This is a genomic window from Klebsiella aerogenes KCTC 2190, assembly GCF_000215745.1.
GTDB classification, from domain to species: domain Bacteria; phylum Pseudomonadota; class Gammaproteobacteria; order Enterobacterales; family Enterobacteriaceae; genus Klebsiella; species Klebsiella aerogenes.
This window is the reverse complement of sequence record NC_015663.1, coordinates 518,176-535,488: the sequence shown is the minus strand read 5'-3', so window position 1 is coordinate 535,488 and position 17,313 is coordinate 518,176. Positions and strand designations below refer to the sequence as shown.

Sequence of the window (17,313 nt, the reverse complement as noted above, 5' to 3'; positions counted from 1 at the left end):
AATCGATAAGGAAGATTTTATGATGCCTGCAAGACATCAGGGCCTTTTACGCCTGTTTATTGCCTGTGCGCTGCCGCTGCTGGCGATGCAATCCGCCGTCGCGGCGAACTGGCAACTGGAAAAAGTGGTGGAGTTAAGCCGCCACGGCATTCGTCCGCCAACGCCCGGCAATCGTGAAGCCATTGAAGCCGCGACCCAGCGTCCATGGACCGAATGGACCACCCACGATGGGGAGATGACCGGACATGGCTATGCGGCGGTCGCCAATAAAGGGCGCGCGGAAGGACAGCATTATCGCCAGCTTGGCCTGCTGCAGGGGCAGTGTCCCAGCGCGGAGGATATTTATGTTCGCGCCAGCCCGCTACAGCGTACCCGGGCAACCGCACAGGCGTTGGTAGATGGGGCATTCCCCGGCTGCGGCGTGGCGATTCATTATGTCAGCGGCGATGCTGACCCGCTGTTCCAGACCGACAAGTTTACGGCTACGCAAACCGATCCCGTCCGCCAGTTGGCGGCAGTGAAGGCGAAAGCCGGCGATCTGGCTAAGCGTCGGCAGGCGCTGGCGCCGACGATCCAGTTATTAAAAGCCGCGGTTTGCCAACAGGATAAACCGTGCCCCATTTTTGATAAGCCCTGGCAGGTGGAGCAAAACCAAAGCGGTAAAACCACCATAAGCGGGCTCAGCGTGATGGCCAATATGGTTGAAACGCTGCGTCTGGGCTGGAGTGAAAACCTGCCCTTAAGCCAGTTGGCATGGGGGAAGATTACTCATGCCAGCCAGATCACAGCCATTCTGCCGCTGTTAACGGCAAACTACGATCTCAGTAATGACGTGCTGTACACCGCGCAAAAGCGCGGCTCGGTGCTGCTCAACGCGATGCTGGACGGAGTGAAAGCGGACGCCACGCCGCACGTACGCTGGCTGCTGCTGGTGGCTCATGACACCAATATCGCGATGGTGCGCACGCTGATGAATTTTAGCTGGCAACTGCCCGGTTACAGCCGGGGCAATATTCCGCCGGGCAGCAGTCTGGTGATAGAGCGCTGGCGCAACAGCAAAAATGGCGAACGTTATCTGCGCGTCTATTTCCAGGCGCAAAGCCTGGACGACCTGCGACGCCTGCAGATGCCGGATCAACAGCACCCGATGTTGCAACAGGAGTGGCGTCAGCCTGATTGCCAGCAGACCAGCGTGGGCACGTTATGCCCGTATCAGTCCGCGCTGGAGGCCTTAAGTAAACAGATCGATAAAAGCGCGGTACCGCCGGTGAATATGGTTCTTTAATCAGCGCAAACGCCATAATCCTGAGTGGAAATAGGACGGATTATGGCGTATTGCTTAAAAGTGTTAGTGATTCGAGTAATAATTCCAGAGATATTGGTTTAATGGACGCATGGCACTAATTTACTGAGAGGAAAAATAAGCAAGCCTCCTCTGAGTTTTGTTACGTCTTTATGTAATATGCCTTGGTTTTTTGGAATTTTTAGGAAAACATTTAGGTGCGCTAAGATTGTTCATAACTCAGGAGTTGGTTACCATTTAACTTCTCAAGATAGTGCTCTGTAATAGTATAGATATTTACTTTAAAGAGTGGGGGCTTTTTAATACTTCAATTAATAACATATTGAAGAGGTTGGTAATAGTCATGTTTATTGGTGGGCTAAATTTAGTAGGTGTGGTATTGGTTTTGTTGGATTTTATGCCACCATTTTCTTGGGGGTAAGTTAAAGCTAAAAAAAGATTTATGCAATGGTTGAATATTATTTTGGCCATGATGGCCTCCACAATATCTCTCCTTTTGATAGACCAGCAACATGGGGAGGGCCAGGTCCAGTTGATTTTAATTTTCATGATCTAGCAAAACAATTGGACTGTTCGCGGAATTTCAATCGAGTTGGTATTATTTATTCTAATGGTGTGAGCCAATGGTTGGTAAGACCTTCCCGGCGGATTGCCAATTCGGTCCAAAGCATAGCAAGTCATGTTATTGTCACAAAGGTTTGCGATATCTCACAAGAAAGTTCCACAAAAGCTATTGTTAAGACACTTCAGGCACCATCACTGGCCACCGAAATTACATCAACGGCACTTTCATGCGGAGCGGCTGCAATCACATTAGCCCTTACTCTTACTGGAACGGCGATACTTCCCCTTACGGCAGGAGCATCGGTGCTGGTAGCCGGAGTTATTGCTGCCAGCGGCGTAGCTACCGTTGGGCAATGTTTTATCGGTGCGGGAAGGTTATGGACAATAAGCAGAGGTAGGGAAGAGCGTTTAGCATGGCTTGATTCGCAGGATTGGTATCTTACTACGACTACTATCCTTGATATCATTTCTCTTGCAGGTGCCGGGGCTGGGTTAGCGAAATCTATCGAAGTGTGGAAAACGATGAAAAAAATATCTTCAGCAGAAGCTTTATCATGGCTAAGAGGCCTAAGTAGGGTTGAGCGTAAGCGGCTTACTTATGAAATCATTCGTAATGAAAATCCGGGAATATCTAACTCTGGTATAAAAGCTGCTATAGAAATGGGGCATTATCCTAAACGATTTCCATCTGAAGTATTACAACGAACTCTACAAAGGGAGTTGATGCAAGTGATTGTTAATTCATCAGCATTTGCAGGGAGCGGCATTTCCGGAACTGTTAGAAATCCACATAATCTAAAAAAAACAGGACAATATGTGATAGGGATAATACAATCCTTTTCATTAACATAAAATCTGGTTGGCATAATGATTGAGCATATAAAAAACAGCCTTGTGTTAAATATTGATGTGGAAAAAAATCTTGCGTCAATGAGTCCCCGACAACTTGAGATGGTTAAGCAGCGATTGACCGAATATGTAGGAGCAAAAGTCGGGGGGCATACGCTCAGTATTCCAATGGTGGGCGGAATACTATTTGCTGTTTTTTGCTTTGTTATGCCGCAAATTACCGTGTGGGAAATTATTTTCAGGCTTAATGGATGGCCTGATTATGCTATACTGGCTGCGGCTTTTCCCTCGGGAGTTTTGTATAGCATATTGATTTGTATTCCGGCGTTTCTTACTGCACGAGGCCGATTGATAGGTCTGAAATCTCTTTTATGTGTCATTACTGGGACAGGAATTATTGCAATAGCATTTTTATTATTCGCTGTTATTACTTTCATTATGGGGGGAGGTAATGATGCGGGCGATCTCCTCGGTGCTATTTTAGGAGTGTTTTTTATCGCGATCGGCATCAAATGCCTCAATACGGTTATGTTCACTAAAACAATCGCATTTTACTTACTAAATCGGGTCTCCCGCCAGCAAATAAAATTGAAACACTCGTCTGGTTAAGATTTTGGGTATCAATGATTGTTCATACTTCTGCGTTAGTTACTATTTGAGTATTCAATGCGTGACGATATCGTAGTCTGGATATTGACTTTAAGATCGCGCTGTCATTATGTACAGCTATTAGATTAACTCGGTGCGGAAAGTGATTATATGACTAACCTTAATTGATCGCCAGGGAATGAAATGCGCATAATATTTTTCTGTTTATTAACTTCTTTTTTCATCGTTCTCTTCCCGTTGGGTGGGCTGTTAGATTATTTATCCCGGACTAGCAACGATTTCTTGAACAGCACCGGTTTGGGGTTTGCCGATGGGGATGCCGACCCCTCTTTCTTGTGGGTTTTGCTGACGTTGATGATGATTGTGACCGTGGGGTTGAACTATCTCATCCGTAAGATTGTGCCAGGAAATAGAGTATGAAATTTATGTGAAGTTATTAAACAACGGACCTTTGCTGGCCCGTTATTTATCCACATCATTCCCTTTTCTTCAGCTATTCACCTTCATCGCCATAATAGAGCTTGCCGATCTTAATTAGCGGTCGGCCCTGGGATTTACGGTGCCGATTGCTATCGCGTAGCGAGTAGACGCAGCCGCAGTACTCCTGCTGGTAAAAGCGCTCGCGCTTGCTGATATCGATCATCCGCGAGGATCCGCCCTGTTTACGCCAGTTATAATCCCAGTAGACCATGCCTGGATAATGCCCGGCGGCGCGCTCGCCGCAGTCGTTGATTTGCTGCATGTTCTTCCAGCGTGAAATTCCCAGCGAACTGCTGATAACGCTAAAGCCGTGCTCGTAGGCATAGAGCGCGGTGCGTTCGAAGCGCATATCAAAGCACATCGTGCAGCGCACGCCGCGCTCGGGTTCCCATTCCATCCCCCTTGCCCGCGCGAACCAGTTATCGGTGTCATAATCGGCATCGATAAACGGCACACCGTGTTTGTGCGCAAAACGAATATTCTCTTCCTTGCGGATTTCATACTCTTTCTGCGGGTGAATGTTGGGGTTATAGAAGAAAATGGTGTAGTCGATACCGGAGGCCTGAATCGCCTCCATCACTTCCCCGGAGCAGGGAGCGCAGCAGGAGTGGAGCAGCAGTTTATCGGCTCCGTTGGGCAACGTCAGCTGTGGGCGCTGGAACTCGGACATCAAGTCATTCCTGAAGTAAATACATCCAGCGCCAACTGTAGCATGTTGAAGGGCTGCTAACCTTCCCCAGAAATGTCAGGCCGCGCATCCTCACGCGGCGCTGAATTCATCTCAAATTAACCTCTCACGCCGAGATAGCCGTGGATCGCCATATAGATCCCCACCGCGCCGATTAGCACGCTGGAAAAGTAGGGGGCCCGTCGGGCGAGCGTGTTAAAACCACTCCAGCGTTTGGCCACCTGGCGAACGCTTACCGCCGCGCCAACGCCGACGGTTACCAGCGTCAGCGCGAGGCCGATGCTGAATGAGAGGACCAGCGTCGCACCTAAGGTCAGGGCTTTGAGCTGGATGCAGATAAGCAGTACGGTGATCGCCGCCGGGCAGGGAATCAATCCACCGGTCAGGCCGAACAGTAAGATCTGCCAGTTGGTGACCTCCCGGCCGTCGAAGCGACGTTGAATATCGTTTGCATGGGCCCGCTCGTGGGCGTCCTGATAGGCCTGACTTCCTTCCTCAAGACCATCCAGTTCATGATGATGATGCTCATGAAACGCCAGATCATAATCGTGGGTATGGCGCTGGTGGCCGAGCGTCAGGCGTACGTTAAAGTCATGCGGTTCCGGGATGGTCTGCGCGGATTCTAAATAATCGCCTTTATCAACAAAAGAGAACATCTGCGCGAAGCTGCTCCCGCTGCGCCGTGTCGCCAGTGAGACATCGCCAGCGGCCCATTGGTTGCCACTTAGCGTGCGAATGCGCCAGCGCGGCGGTTCTCCTTCTTCGAAGATGGAAAGGGCGATTTGACCGTGGCCGGTGTCGACGATTTGCGTTTCATCATCATGATGATGCGCATCCCGATCCTGCATGGCCTGCAGCCAGTTACGTTCACCGCGCCAGGTGCGCCAGAACATCCATATTGCGGTACCGAGAATGATGAACGCGGAAACCAGCTGTAGCCAGGGTTCAGCCGCTTCGGCGGTAAATTTCTGGCTAAAATACATGCCGCCAAAGGCGATCAGCCAGACGATGGCGGTATGCGAAAGGGTCGCGGCGAGGCCCAGCATCACCGCCTGACGTACCGTGCCTTTAATGGCGATGATGAACGCCGCCATCATGGTCTTTGAATGGCCCGGTTCCAGGCCATGTAGCGCGCCTAACAGAATGGCGCTGGGAATGAAAAACCAGGCATTGCCCTGCTGAAGTAAAGGTAAGAATTCGTTCATAAGAAGAGAGTTGGTTGTCGTTGGTGAACGGGATTCTACTCCCCCCCAGTATAAGATACTACCCCCCAGTAGATTACAAACCTATAATTGAGGCATTGAGTTCGCCAGTGAGGTTAACGTGTCGCATACGATTCGGGATAAAAAGAAGCTGCAGGCCAGAGCCAGCAAGATTGAGGGGCAGGTGAGCGCGCTGAAAAAGATGCTGGATGAGCCGCACGAATGCGCCGCCGTGCTGCAGCAAATTGCCGCTATTCGCGGAGCGGTAAACGGGCTAATGCGTGAAGTGATCAAGGGCCATCTGACGGAACATATCGTTCATGAAGGCGATGAAGTGAAACGTGAAGAGGATTTGGACGTGGTGCTGAAGGTGCTGGATTCCTATATCAAATAGCGGCCACGGATAGCGCCGGCGGCGACAGACGCGCCGCCGGCTTCAGCATTAGCTGTGTTTGTTTTTCATCTCAAAACGCGGTGATACCAGGCCGTACAGCGTCCAGCCCATAAAGGTCACGATCGCGCCGTAGAGCATCGCCTCTTCGCCGGAGGAGTACAGCGCATAGAAGCTGTACACCGCGCCGATAAAGGCAATCACGTTGGTGGATCGCGCTTTGCCCGGTTCCACATTGGCCATTTTCTGGATAATCGCCAGCGCCGCCATCGACAGAATGTACGGGATGATGTTAGTCACCACCGCCAGGTTAACCAGCACGTTGAACTGGTTGCTCAACGATGGGCTAATGGTCATCAGCGACAAGCCGGTTTGCAGGATAACGATGGTCAGCATCCCCTGAATCGGCGCGCCGGAAGCCGAGACGCGGGAGAAGATTTTCGGGAAGTAACCTTCGTCAGACGATGATTTAAAGACCTGCGCGATGGTGAACTGCCAGCCGAGCAGCGAACCGCAGCAGGACATCACCATCAGCCCCATAATCACTTTACCTACGCCAGGCGTGAACATCTGGGCAAACGCCAGGCCAAACGGCGCCGTGGAGTTAGCCAGGTCCATGTTCGGCACGATCCCGGCGATGACGTTGGTCGAAACGATATAGATAACCGCCGCGCCGAGGGTACCGCCGAGTACGGCGATCGGCACGTTACGTTCCGGGTTTTCGACCACATCGGTGTTGGCGCAAGCGGATTCCAGACCGAGGAAGGCCCACAGCGTCATGGCGATTGACGAACCAACGGCGCCGAAGAACGGTACGTGGTGCGGGTTCCAGGACTCGACGTACATCGTCGGGCTAAACCAGAACCAGCCGATGACGCACAGGCCGACAACCGGAATGATGACCCCCCATACGGTGATGCTACTGATCTGGCCGGTAATGCGCGCGCCGCCGAAGTTGGCTACGGTACAGATCCACAGCACCCCGATAGTCGCCAGGCCAATCTGCACCGGCGACAGGGTGGCGCCGAACAGCTCGGTGCCGTAACCCACCGCGGAGATAGCGATGGCGACGTTGGCGATCAGCAGCGAGACGCCGTAGGTATAGTTGGCCATAAAGTTGCCAGACTTGCCGAACGCGTACTCGGCGTAACCGCCCATCCCGCCTGATTTACGGCTAAACATCCCGCATTTGGCGAAGGCCCACGCCAGCGCCATCGATCCTACCGCCGTCACCAGCCAGGAGATGATGGAGATAGTCCCCACCTCCGCCAGCTTGGTGGGCAGCATGATGATGCCGGAGCCCATCATGTTGACCATGGTTAAGATGGTGAGCTGTACCACTCCCATCTTGTTACTGGATTTGCTCATACAGTTTCCCCTTTCAGCAGCGCGCTTTGTTTCTCGCTTTCCGCGATGACATAGCACCAGACCTGTTTACGGCCATCGTGCTCCTGGATATAAACCCCCTGCAGTTCCGGCGCGAAGCCCGGCAGCAGGTTGATCCCTTCTTCCAGTGCGGTGAAGTACTGCAGCACCGCGCCGCCCCAGACTTCGCCCGGAACTACACACAGCACTCCCGGCGGGTAAGGCAGGGCGCCTTCAGCGGCCACGCGGCCTTCGGCTTGCGGCAGCGGCACCAGATCGACCTGGCCGCGCAGATAGGCGTAGTTAGCCTCTTGCGGGTTCATCACCACGCGCGGGAAGTGATCTTTACGGAACATCTCTTTTTGCAGCTGTTTAACGTTGTGACGGGCATACAGATCATGCATTTCCTGACACAGCTGGCGCAGGGTATAACCGGCATAACGCTCTTTGTGCTGGCTGTAGATAGACGGCAGAACCTCCTGCAGCGGCGCATCGGCGTCGAGCAGCTTATCGAAGCGCGCCAGCAGGGCGACCAGCTGCTGCAGTTTGGCCATATCTTCCGCCGGGGTCAGCAGGAACAGAATGGAGTTGAGGTCGCATTTTTCCGGTACCACGCCGTTTTCACGCAGGAAGTTGGCGAGAATGGTGGCCGGTACGCCGAAGGCGTCATATTCGCCGCTGGCGGTATTGATCCCCGGGGTGGTCAGCAGAAGTTTGCACGGATCGACAAAGTACTGATGCTCGGCATAACCGTCAAAGGCGTGCCAGCGTTCGCCTGGGCCAAACTCGAAGAAGCGCAGGTCAACGGCGATTTGCGCGGTTTCATATGACTGCCACGGTTTACCATCGACCATTTTTGGCACAAATGGACGGATGTGCTTACAGCTTTCAAGGATCAGCTTACGCGCCTTGATGCCGTTCATAACGCAGTCCATCCACATGTTGCGGCCGCTCTCGCCTTCATGCATTTTGGCGTTGATATCCAGCGCGGCAAACAGCGGATAGAACGGGCTGGTGGAGGCGTGCATCATAAAGGCGTTATTCAGACGTTTATGCGGAACATAGCGCTGCTGGCCTTTGATATGGCTGTCTTTTTTATGGATTTGCGAGGTCTGGGAGAAACCGGCCTGCTGTTTGTGCACCGACTGGGTTACCAGAATGCCCGGATCGTTTTCGTTCAGCTCCAGCAGCAGCGGCGAACAATCAGCCATCATCGGAATGAACTGTTCATAGCCGACCCACGCGGAGTCAAACAGGATGTAATCGCACAGATGACCAATTTTATCGACCACCTGACGAGCGTTATAAATGGTGCCGTCGTAGGTACCTAACTGGATCACCGCCAGGCGGAACGGGCGGGCATCCTGTTTCCGATTCGGCGCCACTTCTCCGACCAGCTCGCGCAGATAGCGCTCCTCGAAACAGTGGGCGTCGATACCGCCGATAAAACCATACGGGTTACGTGCGGTTTCCAGATAGACCGGTGTCGCCCCGGCCTGCAGCAGCGCGCCGTGGTGATTGGATTTATGGTTGTTACGGTCGAACAGTACCAGGTCGCCCGGGGTCAGCAGCGCGTTGAGCACCACTTTGTTAGAAGAGGAGGTACCGTTGAGCACGAAGTAGGTTTTATCGGCGTTAAAGACTTTTGCCGCATGCTGTTGGGCAATGCATGGCGCCCCTTCGTGGATCAGCAGGTCACCCATGGCGACGTCGGCGTTGCACAGGTCGGAGCGGAACAGCGTCTCGCCGAAATACTCGACGAACTGATTACCGGCCGGATGACGGCGGAAGAATTCACCCCCCTGATGCCCCGGGCAGTCAAAGGCGCTGTTGCCCTGTTTGACGTAATCGACCAGCGCGCTAAAGAATGGCGGACGCAGCTCGGTTTCATATTTATGCGCAGCGGCTTCCAGCTGGCGGCCGTAAAAGTCGTTGCGGGTTTCGTCGTGTTCAAATACCCCCTGCACCGAAGCCATATACTCGGCCGGGACAACCTCTTCTTTATTAATAGCGATAAATACCGGGATGTTATAGCCGGTGGCCTTTAACTCATCGAGTTTACCGCATTCGATGTCTTCCAGGGTTAATACTACCGCGGCCACATCAATAAAGTTGGTTTCGCTAGTATTGACAATATTACGCTGGGTAGAAAAACAGTTTGGACATGTACGGCTAACGGCAATTTTTAAATCAGTCATTGTTATCTCTTTATTTTCAGATAATAGCAGGCCCTCAATTTCTCGAATGAGAAATTGATTACGCCGGACAAAAGGTAATAGTCTGCCGCTGATATAATAAATATCAGTAGAGTACCTTTTGAGATGCAATAAACCCTACCAGTCCGGTGGCTGGTAAATAGCAGGATTTATTAGGGCGAGCGCGGTTAGCTACAGGCGAATGCCTGTATTAACAACAAAAGATGCAGGAAGACCTGTATGCTGAAGCGCCCGTAGTCGGAAGACTACCGGGCATTAAAGAAATGAAAATCGAAGCTGTTACGGTGAGCAAACATCATAATATGCGTTGTCCGCCTTATGTGTGGCATCATCCTGTTATTGTTTTCCATGATATACACCTTTCAAATGATTGACTGAAGGTATGGCATATTCTATATCCGGCTTAGACTTAATCTGTGACGCCGATCACTAATAGCCTCTCATTATGATATCAATAGCTGGTATTTTGATCTTATCCAACATTATTCACTGGTTTGTTGTTTATATGTAAATATATTGTGTTGCAATGTGGTTAAAATCAATAATGGCCGGTTAATCATTGCGTTATTTCAGCCATATGACGGAAATATGTCGTATACTCGGGACTTTCTGACTTCTATCCTCTTAACATTATGTTTATTAAGGATTAAGAGGTTCCTGTAGTACGAAAGAACGCTGTCAATCATTATCCCTTTATTGCCAACATAAAATCTGGGAAAAGAGAGCCTGGTCGAGTTTTCATCTAAAAGATATCGCTCAGGGGCTAGACAAAACCACCGTCTGGTTATCAAATGGTTAAATAAAATTAACGCCTGTGTGAATGATAGGCAGGTAGAAAAAATGGTCAATATGCTTTTCGGCATGACAAAGCGCTAAGATCGCCTTATTGGGAGAAGTTATGCATTCCTCTGTTAACAAAAATGAAAGCCGGACCTTCTTTGGTCACCCTTACCCTCTGGGATCGCTGTTCTTCACCGAAATGTGGGAGCGATTCTCGTTTTATGGCATTCGCCCGTTATTAATCCTGTTCATGGCGGCCACCGTCTATGACGGCGGTATGGGCTTAGCCCGTGAGAACGCGTCGGCCATCGTCGGCATCTTCGCGGGCGCCATGTACCTGGCGGCGCTGCCGGGCGGCTGGTTGGCGGACAACTGGCTTGGCCAGCAGAAAGCGGTGTGGTACGGCTCGATTCTGATCGCGCTGGGCCATCTGTCGATTGCGCTGTCAGCGTTTATGGGCAACAACCTGTTCTTTATCGGGCTGATGTTTATCGTGCTCGGTTCCGGCCTGTTTAAAACCTGCATCTCGGTGATGGTCGGTACGCTGTATAAGAAAGGCGATAGCCGTCGCGATGGCGGTTTCTCGCTGTTCTATATGGGTATCAATATGGGGTCGTTTATCGCGCCGCTGATTTCCGGCTGGCTGATTAAATCCCACGGCTGGCACTGGGGCTTCGGCATCGGTGGTATCGGTATGCTGGTGGCGCTGGTGATTTTCCGCCTTTTCGCGGTCCCGGCAATGAAACGCTACGACAGCGAAGTGGGTCTCGACTCTACCTGGAATAGTCCCGTCGCGAAGAAAAACGGCGTTGGCGCCTGGCTGCTGGCGCTGGCGGTCGGCGTGGCGGTGGTGATTACGCTGATTGCTCAGGGGGTGATAGTCATTAACCCGGTGGCGGTCGCCAGCATGCTGGTATACGTGATTGCCGCGTCGGTGGTGCTCTATTTCATCTACCTGTTCGTTTTTGCGGGACTTAACCGTAAAGAGCGCGCGCGTCTGCTGGTCTGCTTTATTCTGCTGGTTTCCGCCGCCTTCTTCTGGTCAGCCTTCGAACAGAAACCGACCTCCTTTAACCTGTTTGCGAACGACTACACCAACCGCATGATTGGCGATTTCGAAATCCCGGCGGTGTGGTTCCAGTCGATTAACGCCCTGTTTATCATCCTGCTGGCGCCGGTATTTAGCTGGGCATGGCCGGCAATGGCGCGCAAAAACGTGCGCCCGAGCAGCATCACCAAGTTTGTTATCGGGATTCTGTGCGCGGCGGCGGGCTTCGGCCTGATGATGCTGGCGGCGCAGAACGTGCTGAGCAACGGCGGCGCCGGCGTATCGCCGCTGTGGCTGGTGGGCAGCATTCTGATGCTGACGCTGGGCGAACTGTGTCTGAGCCCGATAGGCCTGGCAACTATGACCCTACTGGCGCCGGAAAGAATGCGCGGCCAGATGATGGGGCTGTGGTTCTGCGCCAGCGCGCTGGGTAACCTGGCGGCGGGGCTGATTGGCGGCCACGTGAAGGCCGACCAGCTGGATATGCTGCCGGATCTGTTCGCCCGCTGCTCGACGGCGCTGCTGATCTGCGCTGCGGTGTTGTGCGTGTTGATTGTGCCGGTGCGCCGTATGCTGGAGAACAGTAAATCCGTCGAGCAAAAACCGGCGACCAATGCCTGATTGCGCAAGCGGTCAATGAAAAGCCGGCGCTGAGCGCCGGCTTTTTTATAGTAAGCAGAGTATGGAAACGGTAGCCCGGATAAGGCGTAAGCCGCTATCCGGGGATTTCCCTGCTCGCGCTGCGCTTAGCAGGGTTACGGTTCTGCGCAACCCACTGCCGGGGCTTCATCAGAACGGTAGCCCGGATAAGGCGTAAGCCGCTATCCGGGGATTTCCCTGCTCGCGCTACGCTTAGCAGGGCTACGGTTTTGCGGAACCCACCGCCGGGCCGCGGTAATCGCCGCCGAGGGCCTTAATCAGCGTGATATCGGTGCTAAGGCGCTGGGCCTGAATATCCAGCAATAACAGCTGCTGGGCGATGGCCGGTCGCCGCGCTTCTTCCGCGGCATAGCGGCTTAACAGGCCGCGCTGGTGATGGGCGCTGGCGCTGCGGGTGGTGGCCATCGTTGCCGTCACCTTCAGCTCCTGCAGCGCCACCTGCTGGTTGAGATCGTTAAGCTGACTGGAGCTTATCGCCACATCCCGTACCGCATCCAGCACCGCCTGGTTGTACTGCTTAATCAGGATATTGCTCGCCGTACGTACCGACTTGAGATTGGCGTTCAGGCGGCCGCCATCGAATATCGGCAAATACAGCCCCGGCAGCAGGTTAATCTGCTGGAAGGACGACTTAAACAGATCGCCAATGCTCAGCGCGTTATATCCCCAGAAGGCTTTAATATCAAAATGCGGATAAAAGGCCGCTTTCGCCGCATCTACCTGGCTCATAGAAGCGGTCACATAACCGCGCAGGGCCTGCAGATCCGGGCGACGCGCCAGCAATTCGAAGGAGAGTGAATCCGGCAGCGTTTCCTGCAACGCCGGCAGGGCGACCGGGTGGATCTCCGGCATACTCTGCGCGTCGGCGCCAATCAGCGCCCGCAACGTTTCACGGTACTGGGTTAGCGTGCCGCGGGCGGTAATCACCTGCTGCTGCGCGCCCAGCAGTTCCGCCTGCGCATTGGCGATATCGACGCTATCCTCCACGCCGCGTTGGGTGCGGTGTTCATGCGCCTGTACCGACAGCCGCGCTATTTCTTCTAGCTGCTGCAGCAGAACGATCTTCTGGAAGGTGGCCTGCATGGCGAAGTACAGCTGCGCCACGCTGCTGGCGAGGTCCAGTTCGATACCGGCGGTTTCCGCCTGGCGAGCGTTCTTTTCGCCAATAGCCGCCGCGACGCGGGCCCGGTCGGCGCCCCATAAATCGATATTCAGCGTTGCGCCGACGCCCACGGTATTGAGCGTGTACCACGGGCCGTTTTTATCCACCGGCAGAGAATAGGAGTAGGGCCAGCTAAAGGATTTATCGGTTATACGCATCCGGTTCTGCGCCGCCACGGCGGTCGCCTGCACGCCCATTGCCGACTGCGCCAGCTCGACGGTGGATTGTGACTGTGAGATGCGTAGCCGCGCCGCCTGCATGGTCGGCGAATTTTGCAGCGCGCGGTTTACCAGCATGTTGAGCTGGGGATCGTGATACCCTTCCCACCAGCGGGCCGCCGGCCAGCCGCTATTCGCCAGGTGGATCACCTGCGCCAGCTGCGCCTGTTGCGGATTAACGATCGGCACTTCGCCAGGATCGTCCTGAATCAGCGCGCATCCTGTCAACAGGCTGATGACGAAGGCCAGCGGTGAGTAGCGCAGAAAACGTGCTGCGGCATCCATTTTTATCATGACGGTTCTGCCTGTCGCGTAAATTCAGAAGGTTTGTCTGACCAGTCCGGCAGGGTGGTCAGTAAAGCCGCCAGCGGTTCGCCGAACGGATTAGCCGGATCGACAACCAGCGGCGCGACGGGTGCCGTCGGCTGCTGACGTTCAATATCATCGGCATACGTCTGTAACTGTTCGGCGCAGCGGCTTAAGAAGGGGTCTCCCGGTGCGGCATACAGCCGGTAGCCCTCGCTCAGGCGTACTATCTCCTGCGCCTGCTGCCAGGTGGCTTTGCTCGGCCAGGATTTCGCCTGCGGCCACGGATGCGCGAAAGTGCCCAGCGGCTCGGCGGCGACCCGATGCATCAGCGTTTCGCTGGTGGTCAGCGCCTGGAACAGCGGTACCATCTGCGGCTTATCATCTTTCGTGCGCAGGAAGTCGGCTATCTGGCGATAGAGTTGCGCCAGCCGCGATTTCAGCTGTGGCGCTTCGCTATCCGGCCACAGGTAAAGATGGACGATCGATGAGACCAGTACGCCGAGCAAAATACCGATGACCCGGTCGCGCAGTTCGGTCAGGTTGGTCAGTGGGCCAAACCAGCTGAGGAAGGCCAGCGAGAAGGTAAAGCCGATTTGGATCCCGGCGTAGGCAATACGCTCTGACCCGGCGGCAATCCACGCCGAGAGCGCCATTACCGGCAGAACCATCGCCAGCAGGCCGACGATGGACTCGGTCCACGGCTGTACAAAGACGATCAACAGCAACGCCAGCAGCGTGGCGAGCAGCGCGCCGCCGATACGCAGCCAGGTTTTTTGCATCGTCGCCCCCAGCCCCGGCTGGGCGACAATCACGCAGCTCAGCATGATGGTGTGGATCCCTTGCCAGTCCGCGGCGGTATAGAAGACGTAGCACAGCAGCGTCGCCAGCAGGGTTTTCAGGGCGAAATGCAGATAAGCGGGATTGCGCCAGGCATCCGGCAGCAGCAGCGGCGACTTCTCGGCTTCACCCTGCGGCAGGTCGATGGTTTCACCGCACGCCAGCTTCGCCAGCACATCCGCCATCTCTTGTAAAATCAGCGTATTGGCGCCGCGATCATCAATGGCCGGCGCGGAGAATGAAAACGACGTACCCTCGTTCATCGACGGCACCAGCGCCTGTAGCGCGGCGGCGATCTGCTGGCGCGCCGCGGCGTGATCGTCGCCCGGTTGCAGCAGCGCCGCGAGGTGATAGCAGTGCAGGGTGGTCGCCATCAGCGCCTGCCAGCGCGACGGATCGGCGGCAATTTCCGGCGCCGCAAAACGGGCCTGCTTAAACAATCCTTGCAACTGATTAAAACGCCCGGCGATCTCTTTGAAGGTCGGCGGCGCGGCGTTCTGCCTCAGCACGTCGGCGACCTGACGCTGCATCACCACCAGTTGGGCGCGGAATTGGTAGCCGGGGAAGGCCTGGCGAAAGCAGGCGTTGACCAGGAGCGTGACCAGCGTTGCGGTATTGATCGCCACCCAAAGCCACAGCAGCAGGCGCACCAGAACTTCACTTTGGCTGGTCATCGACGGGAAGGTCTGGGCATAAATCACCGCCAGCGCCACCACGAAAAACGCCAGCCCGAGTTTGCCCAGCACGCGCATCAGATACATCGCGCCAAAGAACAGGCATACCGAAGCGACCAGGCGAATCAGCGGGAAATCATAGGTCCACTTGATGATCAGCAGCACCAGCCCCAGCGCCACGCTGATGGTGACAAAAAACAGGACGCTGCCCAGCTTAATCATCAGAATGTTCGGCTGGCTGACGTAAAACACCACGATCAGCGCCACGGCGAGAAACGGGATCTGCAGGGTCATAAACAGGGTGATCAGCACTGCGCAGCTCAGCGTCAGGCGCAGGGTATAGTTGGCCCGCCCCGGCACGTCGGCGAGCTCCCGTTGCAGAAACAACCAGAAATTATGCATGCCGGACCCTTATTTCGCCTGCAGCACGGCGCTGGCGGAGGCGCCCATGCGGAACAGTTCCGGGTCGGGATTTTTCACCGCGATTTTAACCGGGAAGCGCTGCGACACATGTACCCAGTTGATGCTCTTCTGAATCACCGGCAGCCCGCCAATGACGCTACCGCCCTCCGGCAGTACGCCTGAACCAACGGAATCGACGACGCCGTCAAAGGGGCGGCTGTGGTTGGTCATCACCGTCACGGTTGCCGGCACGCCAGGCCGAACGTTTTGCAGATCGGTTTCGCGGAAGTTCGCAATCACATACCAGTGGTCGTTATCCAGCAGCGTGAAGACCGGTTTCAGGGCGGATGCATATTGTCCGACGGTGGTTTTCAGGGCGATAACCACGCCGTTAAACGGCGCGCGAACTTCGGTGAACTCCAGGTGCAGTTCCGCCAGGGCGATTTGCGCGACGATCCCGGCGCGCTGCGCGACCATTGCATCGATGCCGGTGACCGCGGCATCAGCCTGTTTAGCCTGCAGCAGCGTAGCTTCCAGTTCGGCGCGGGCGGCTTTTTCCGCGGTGCGCGCCTGATCGAGATCTTCCTGCGCGGCGAATCCCTGCGGCACCAGCGGTTCCAGGCGGATACGGGTCGAGGTAGTCTGTTTCACCAGCGCCTTCGCCCGCTCTACCGCGGCGCTCACCGACTGAGCGTTATACTGCTGGGCTTTGATGGTGCGTTGGGTCAGCATAATCTGCGCATCAAGCGCCGCCAGCCGTGATTTAGCATCGTCCAGCATCGCCTGATAGGGGCGCGGATCGATGCGGAACAGCAGATCGCCTTTCTTCACCCGCTGGTTATCGCGGATCGGCATTTCAACGATTCGCCCGCTGACTTCCGGCACCACGTCGATGGTGTCGGCGTAGACGTAGGCGTCGTTGGTTTCCGGCGAAGTCTGTAACTGCCAGATAACCACGATCAGCGCCACAATGGCGGCGAGGACGAGAGCCAACAAGGGCCATTTTTTCCGTAAAACGCTTGGGCTGGATTGAGTCATAGGTATTTAATGTGCGAAAAGAAGAAACCACAGAATAGTGGCAAATAGAAACATTAACGCCAGGTAACTTAATACCAGCGGGGAAAAGCGCGCCTGCCAGCCTTTACGGGCAATCAGGATATGACAAGGGATCAGCAGTAATGCGCCGCCTAAAAAGCAGAAGAACCAGCCGGGGAATGCTGCGCCTAATACCGGTATGGCGGGGGATAAAGAGCAACCGGAGACCGCCAAAAGAAGTAATAACAATGCCGGGCGCGCCCGTTTTACAATTTGCTTCAAAGGAAGATACCTGAATGTTCATGCCATTGAACAATTGAGTTTATTCGTTTTTGATCAAATAAACCCTCATACACCGCCTAAATTATAGCGCTGATGGTTTGCTTAGCCGAGTTATGGTTATCCTCTGATAATAGTTTAATTTCGCGTAGGTATTAAAAAGTCACTTTATCATTAGCGAAATAATTGAAATAGGGCGTTTCTCATTTCTCCATAGTCAGCGGCTATGCCGCGAGCTATTC

At 54.3% G+C, this 17,313-nt stretch carries 14 protein-coding genes; 5 read left to right on the top strand and 9 right to left on the bottom strand.

Annotation, left to right across the window (positions count from 1 at the left end; genetic code table 11):
- Positions 1 to 19 precede the first annotated feature (19 nt).
- From EAE_RS02600 to EAE_RS02590, 3 genes are all read left to right on the top strand, one after another.
- Positions 20 to 1,285, top strand: coding sequence for a histidine-type phosphatase (locus EAE_RS02600; protein ID WP_015703371.1), 1,266 nt, complete (start codon positions 20 to 22; stop codon positions 1,283 to 1,285).
- 465 nt (positions 1,286 to 1,750) lie between these two features.
- Positions 1,751 to 2,719, top strand: a complete 969-nt coding sequence (gene ssp4, locus EAE_RS02595; protein WP_071609852.1) for an Ssp4 family T6SS effector — start codon at positions 1,751 to 1,753, stop codon at positions 2,717 to 2,719.
- A 15-nt stretch (positions 2,720 to 2,734) separates the two neighbouring features.
- Positions 2,735 to 3,325: a hypothetical protein gene (locus EAE_RS02590; protein ID WP_015703369.1), complete on the top strand. Its 591-nt coding sequence runs from the start codon at positions 2,735 to 2,737 to the stop codon at positions 3,323 to 3,325.
- A gap of 493 nt (positions 3,326 to 3,818) precedes the next feature.
- Here EAE_RS02590 and EAE_RS02585 read toward each other — a convergent pair whose 3' ends face one another.
- Complete coding sequence (locus EAE_RS02585; RefSeq protein WP_015703367.1) at positions 3,819 to 4,475, bottom strand: epoxyqueuosine reductase QueH; 657 nt, start codon at positions 4,473 to 4,475, stop codon at positions 3,819 to 3,821.
- Between the two features lie 116 nt (positions 4,476 to 4,591).
- Positions 4,592 to 5,698 (bottom strand): nickel/cobalt efflux protein RcnA, encoded by a 1,107-nt coding sequence (locus EAE_RS02580; protein WP_015703366.1) that lies wholly within the window; start codon positions 5,696 to 5,698, stop codon positions 4,592 to 4,594.
- 118 nt (positions 5,699 to 5,816) lie between these two features.
- Between EAE_RS02580 and rcnR the strand changes: the two genes are divergently transcribed.
- On the top strand, positions 5,817 to 6,089 hold the full coding sequence (rcnR, locus tag EAE_RS02575) for a Ni(II)/Co(II)-binding transcriptional repressor RcnR (protein ID WP_015369853.1): 273 nt from the start codon (positions 5,817 to 5,819) through the stop codon (positions 6,087 to 6,089).
- Between the two features lie 48 nt (positions 6,090 to 6,137).
- On the opposite strand, the gene potE is transcribed toward rcnR, so the two are convergent.
- From potE to speFL, 3 genes are all read right to left on the bottom strand, one after another.
- Positions 6,138 to 7,454: a putrescine-ornithine antiporter gene (gene potE / locus EAE_RS02570; RefSeq protein WP_015369854.1), complete on the bottom strand. Its 1,317-nt coding sequence runs from the start codon at positions 7,452 to 7,454 to the stop codon at positions 6,138 to 6,140.
- Positions 7,451 to 9,649, bottom strand: coding sequence for an ornithine decarboxylase SpeF (gene speF, locus EAE_RS02565; RefSeq protein ID WP_015369855.1), 2,199 nt, complete (start codon positions 9,647 to 9,649; stop codon positions 7,451 to 7,453). The genes potE and speF overlap by 4 nt, the downstream gene beginning before the upstream one ends.
- A gap of 263 nt (positions 9,650 to 9,912) precedes the next feature.
- Positions 9,913 to 10,017 (bottom strand): leader peptide SpeFL, encoded by a 105-nt coding sequence (gene speFL, locus EAE_RS02560; RefSeq protein WP_006819052.1) that lies wholly within the window; start codon positions 10,015 to 10,017, stop codon positions 9,913 to 9,915.
- A gap of 548 nt (positions 10,018 to 10,565) precedes the next feature.
- On the opposite strand from speFL, the gene EAE_RS02555 reads away from it, so the two are divergent.
- Complete coding sequence (locus tag EAE_RS02555) at positions 10,566 to 12,116, top strand: peptide MFS transporter (protein ID WP_015369856.1); 1,551 nt, start codon at positions 10,566 to 10,568, stop codon at positions 12,114 to 12,116.
- Between the two features lie 240 nt (positions 12,117 to 12,356).
- Here EAE_RS02555 and EAE_RS02550 read toward each other — a convergent pair whose 3' ends face one another.
- From EAE_RS02550 to EAE_RS02535, 4 genes are read right to left on the bottom strand one after another with little or no spacing between them, the layout of a single operon-like run.
- Positions 12,357 to 13,820 carry an MdtP family multidrug efflux transporter outer membrane subunit gene (locus EAE_RS02550; RefSeq protein ID WP_370612058.1) on the bottom strand — a complete coding sequence of 488 codons (1,464 nt, stop codon included), beginning with the start codon at positions 13,818 to 13,820 and terminating at the stop codon, positions 12,357 to 12,359.
- A 5-nt stretch (positions 13,821 to 13,825) separates the two neighbouring features.
- Positions 13,826 to 15,757: a multidrug transporter subunit MdtO gene (locus EAE_RS02545; protein ID WP_015703364.1), complete on the bottom strand. Its 1,932-nt coding sequence runs from the start codon at positions 15,755 to 15,757 to the stop codon at positions 13,826 to 13,828.
- 9 nt (positions 15,758 to 15,766) lie between these two features.
- Positions 15,767 to 16,795: a multidrug transporter subunit MdtN gene (mdtN, locus tag EAE_RS02540; protein WP_047058904.1), complete on the bottom strand. Its 1,029-nt coding sequence runs from the start codon at positions 16,793 to 16,795 to the stop codon at positions 15,767 to 15,769.
- Between the two features lie 6 nt (positions 16,796 to 16,801).
- Positions 16,802 to 17,074: a YtcA family lipoprotein gene (locus EAE_RS02535; RefSeq protein ID WP_015369860.1), complete on the bottom strand. Its 273-nt coding sequence runs from the start codon at positions 17,072 to 17,074 to the stop codon at positions 16,802 to 16,804.
- Positions 17,075 to 17,313 lie beyond the last annotated feature (239 nt).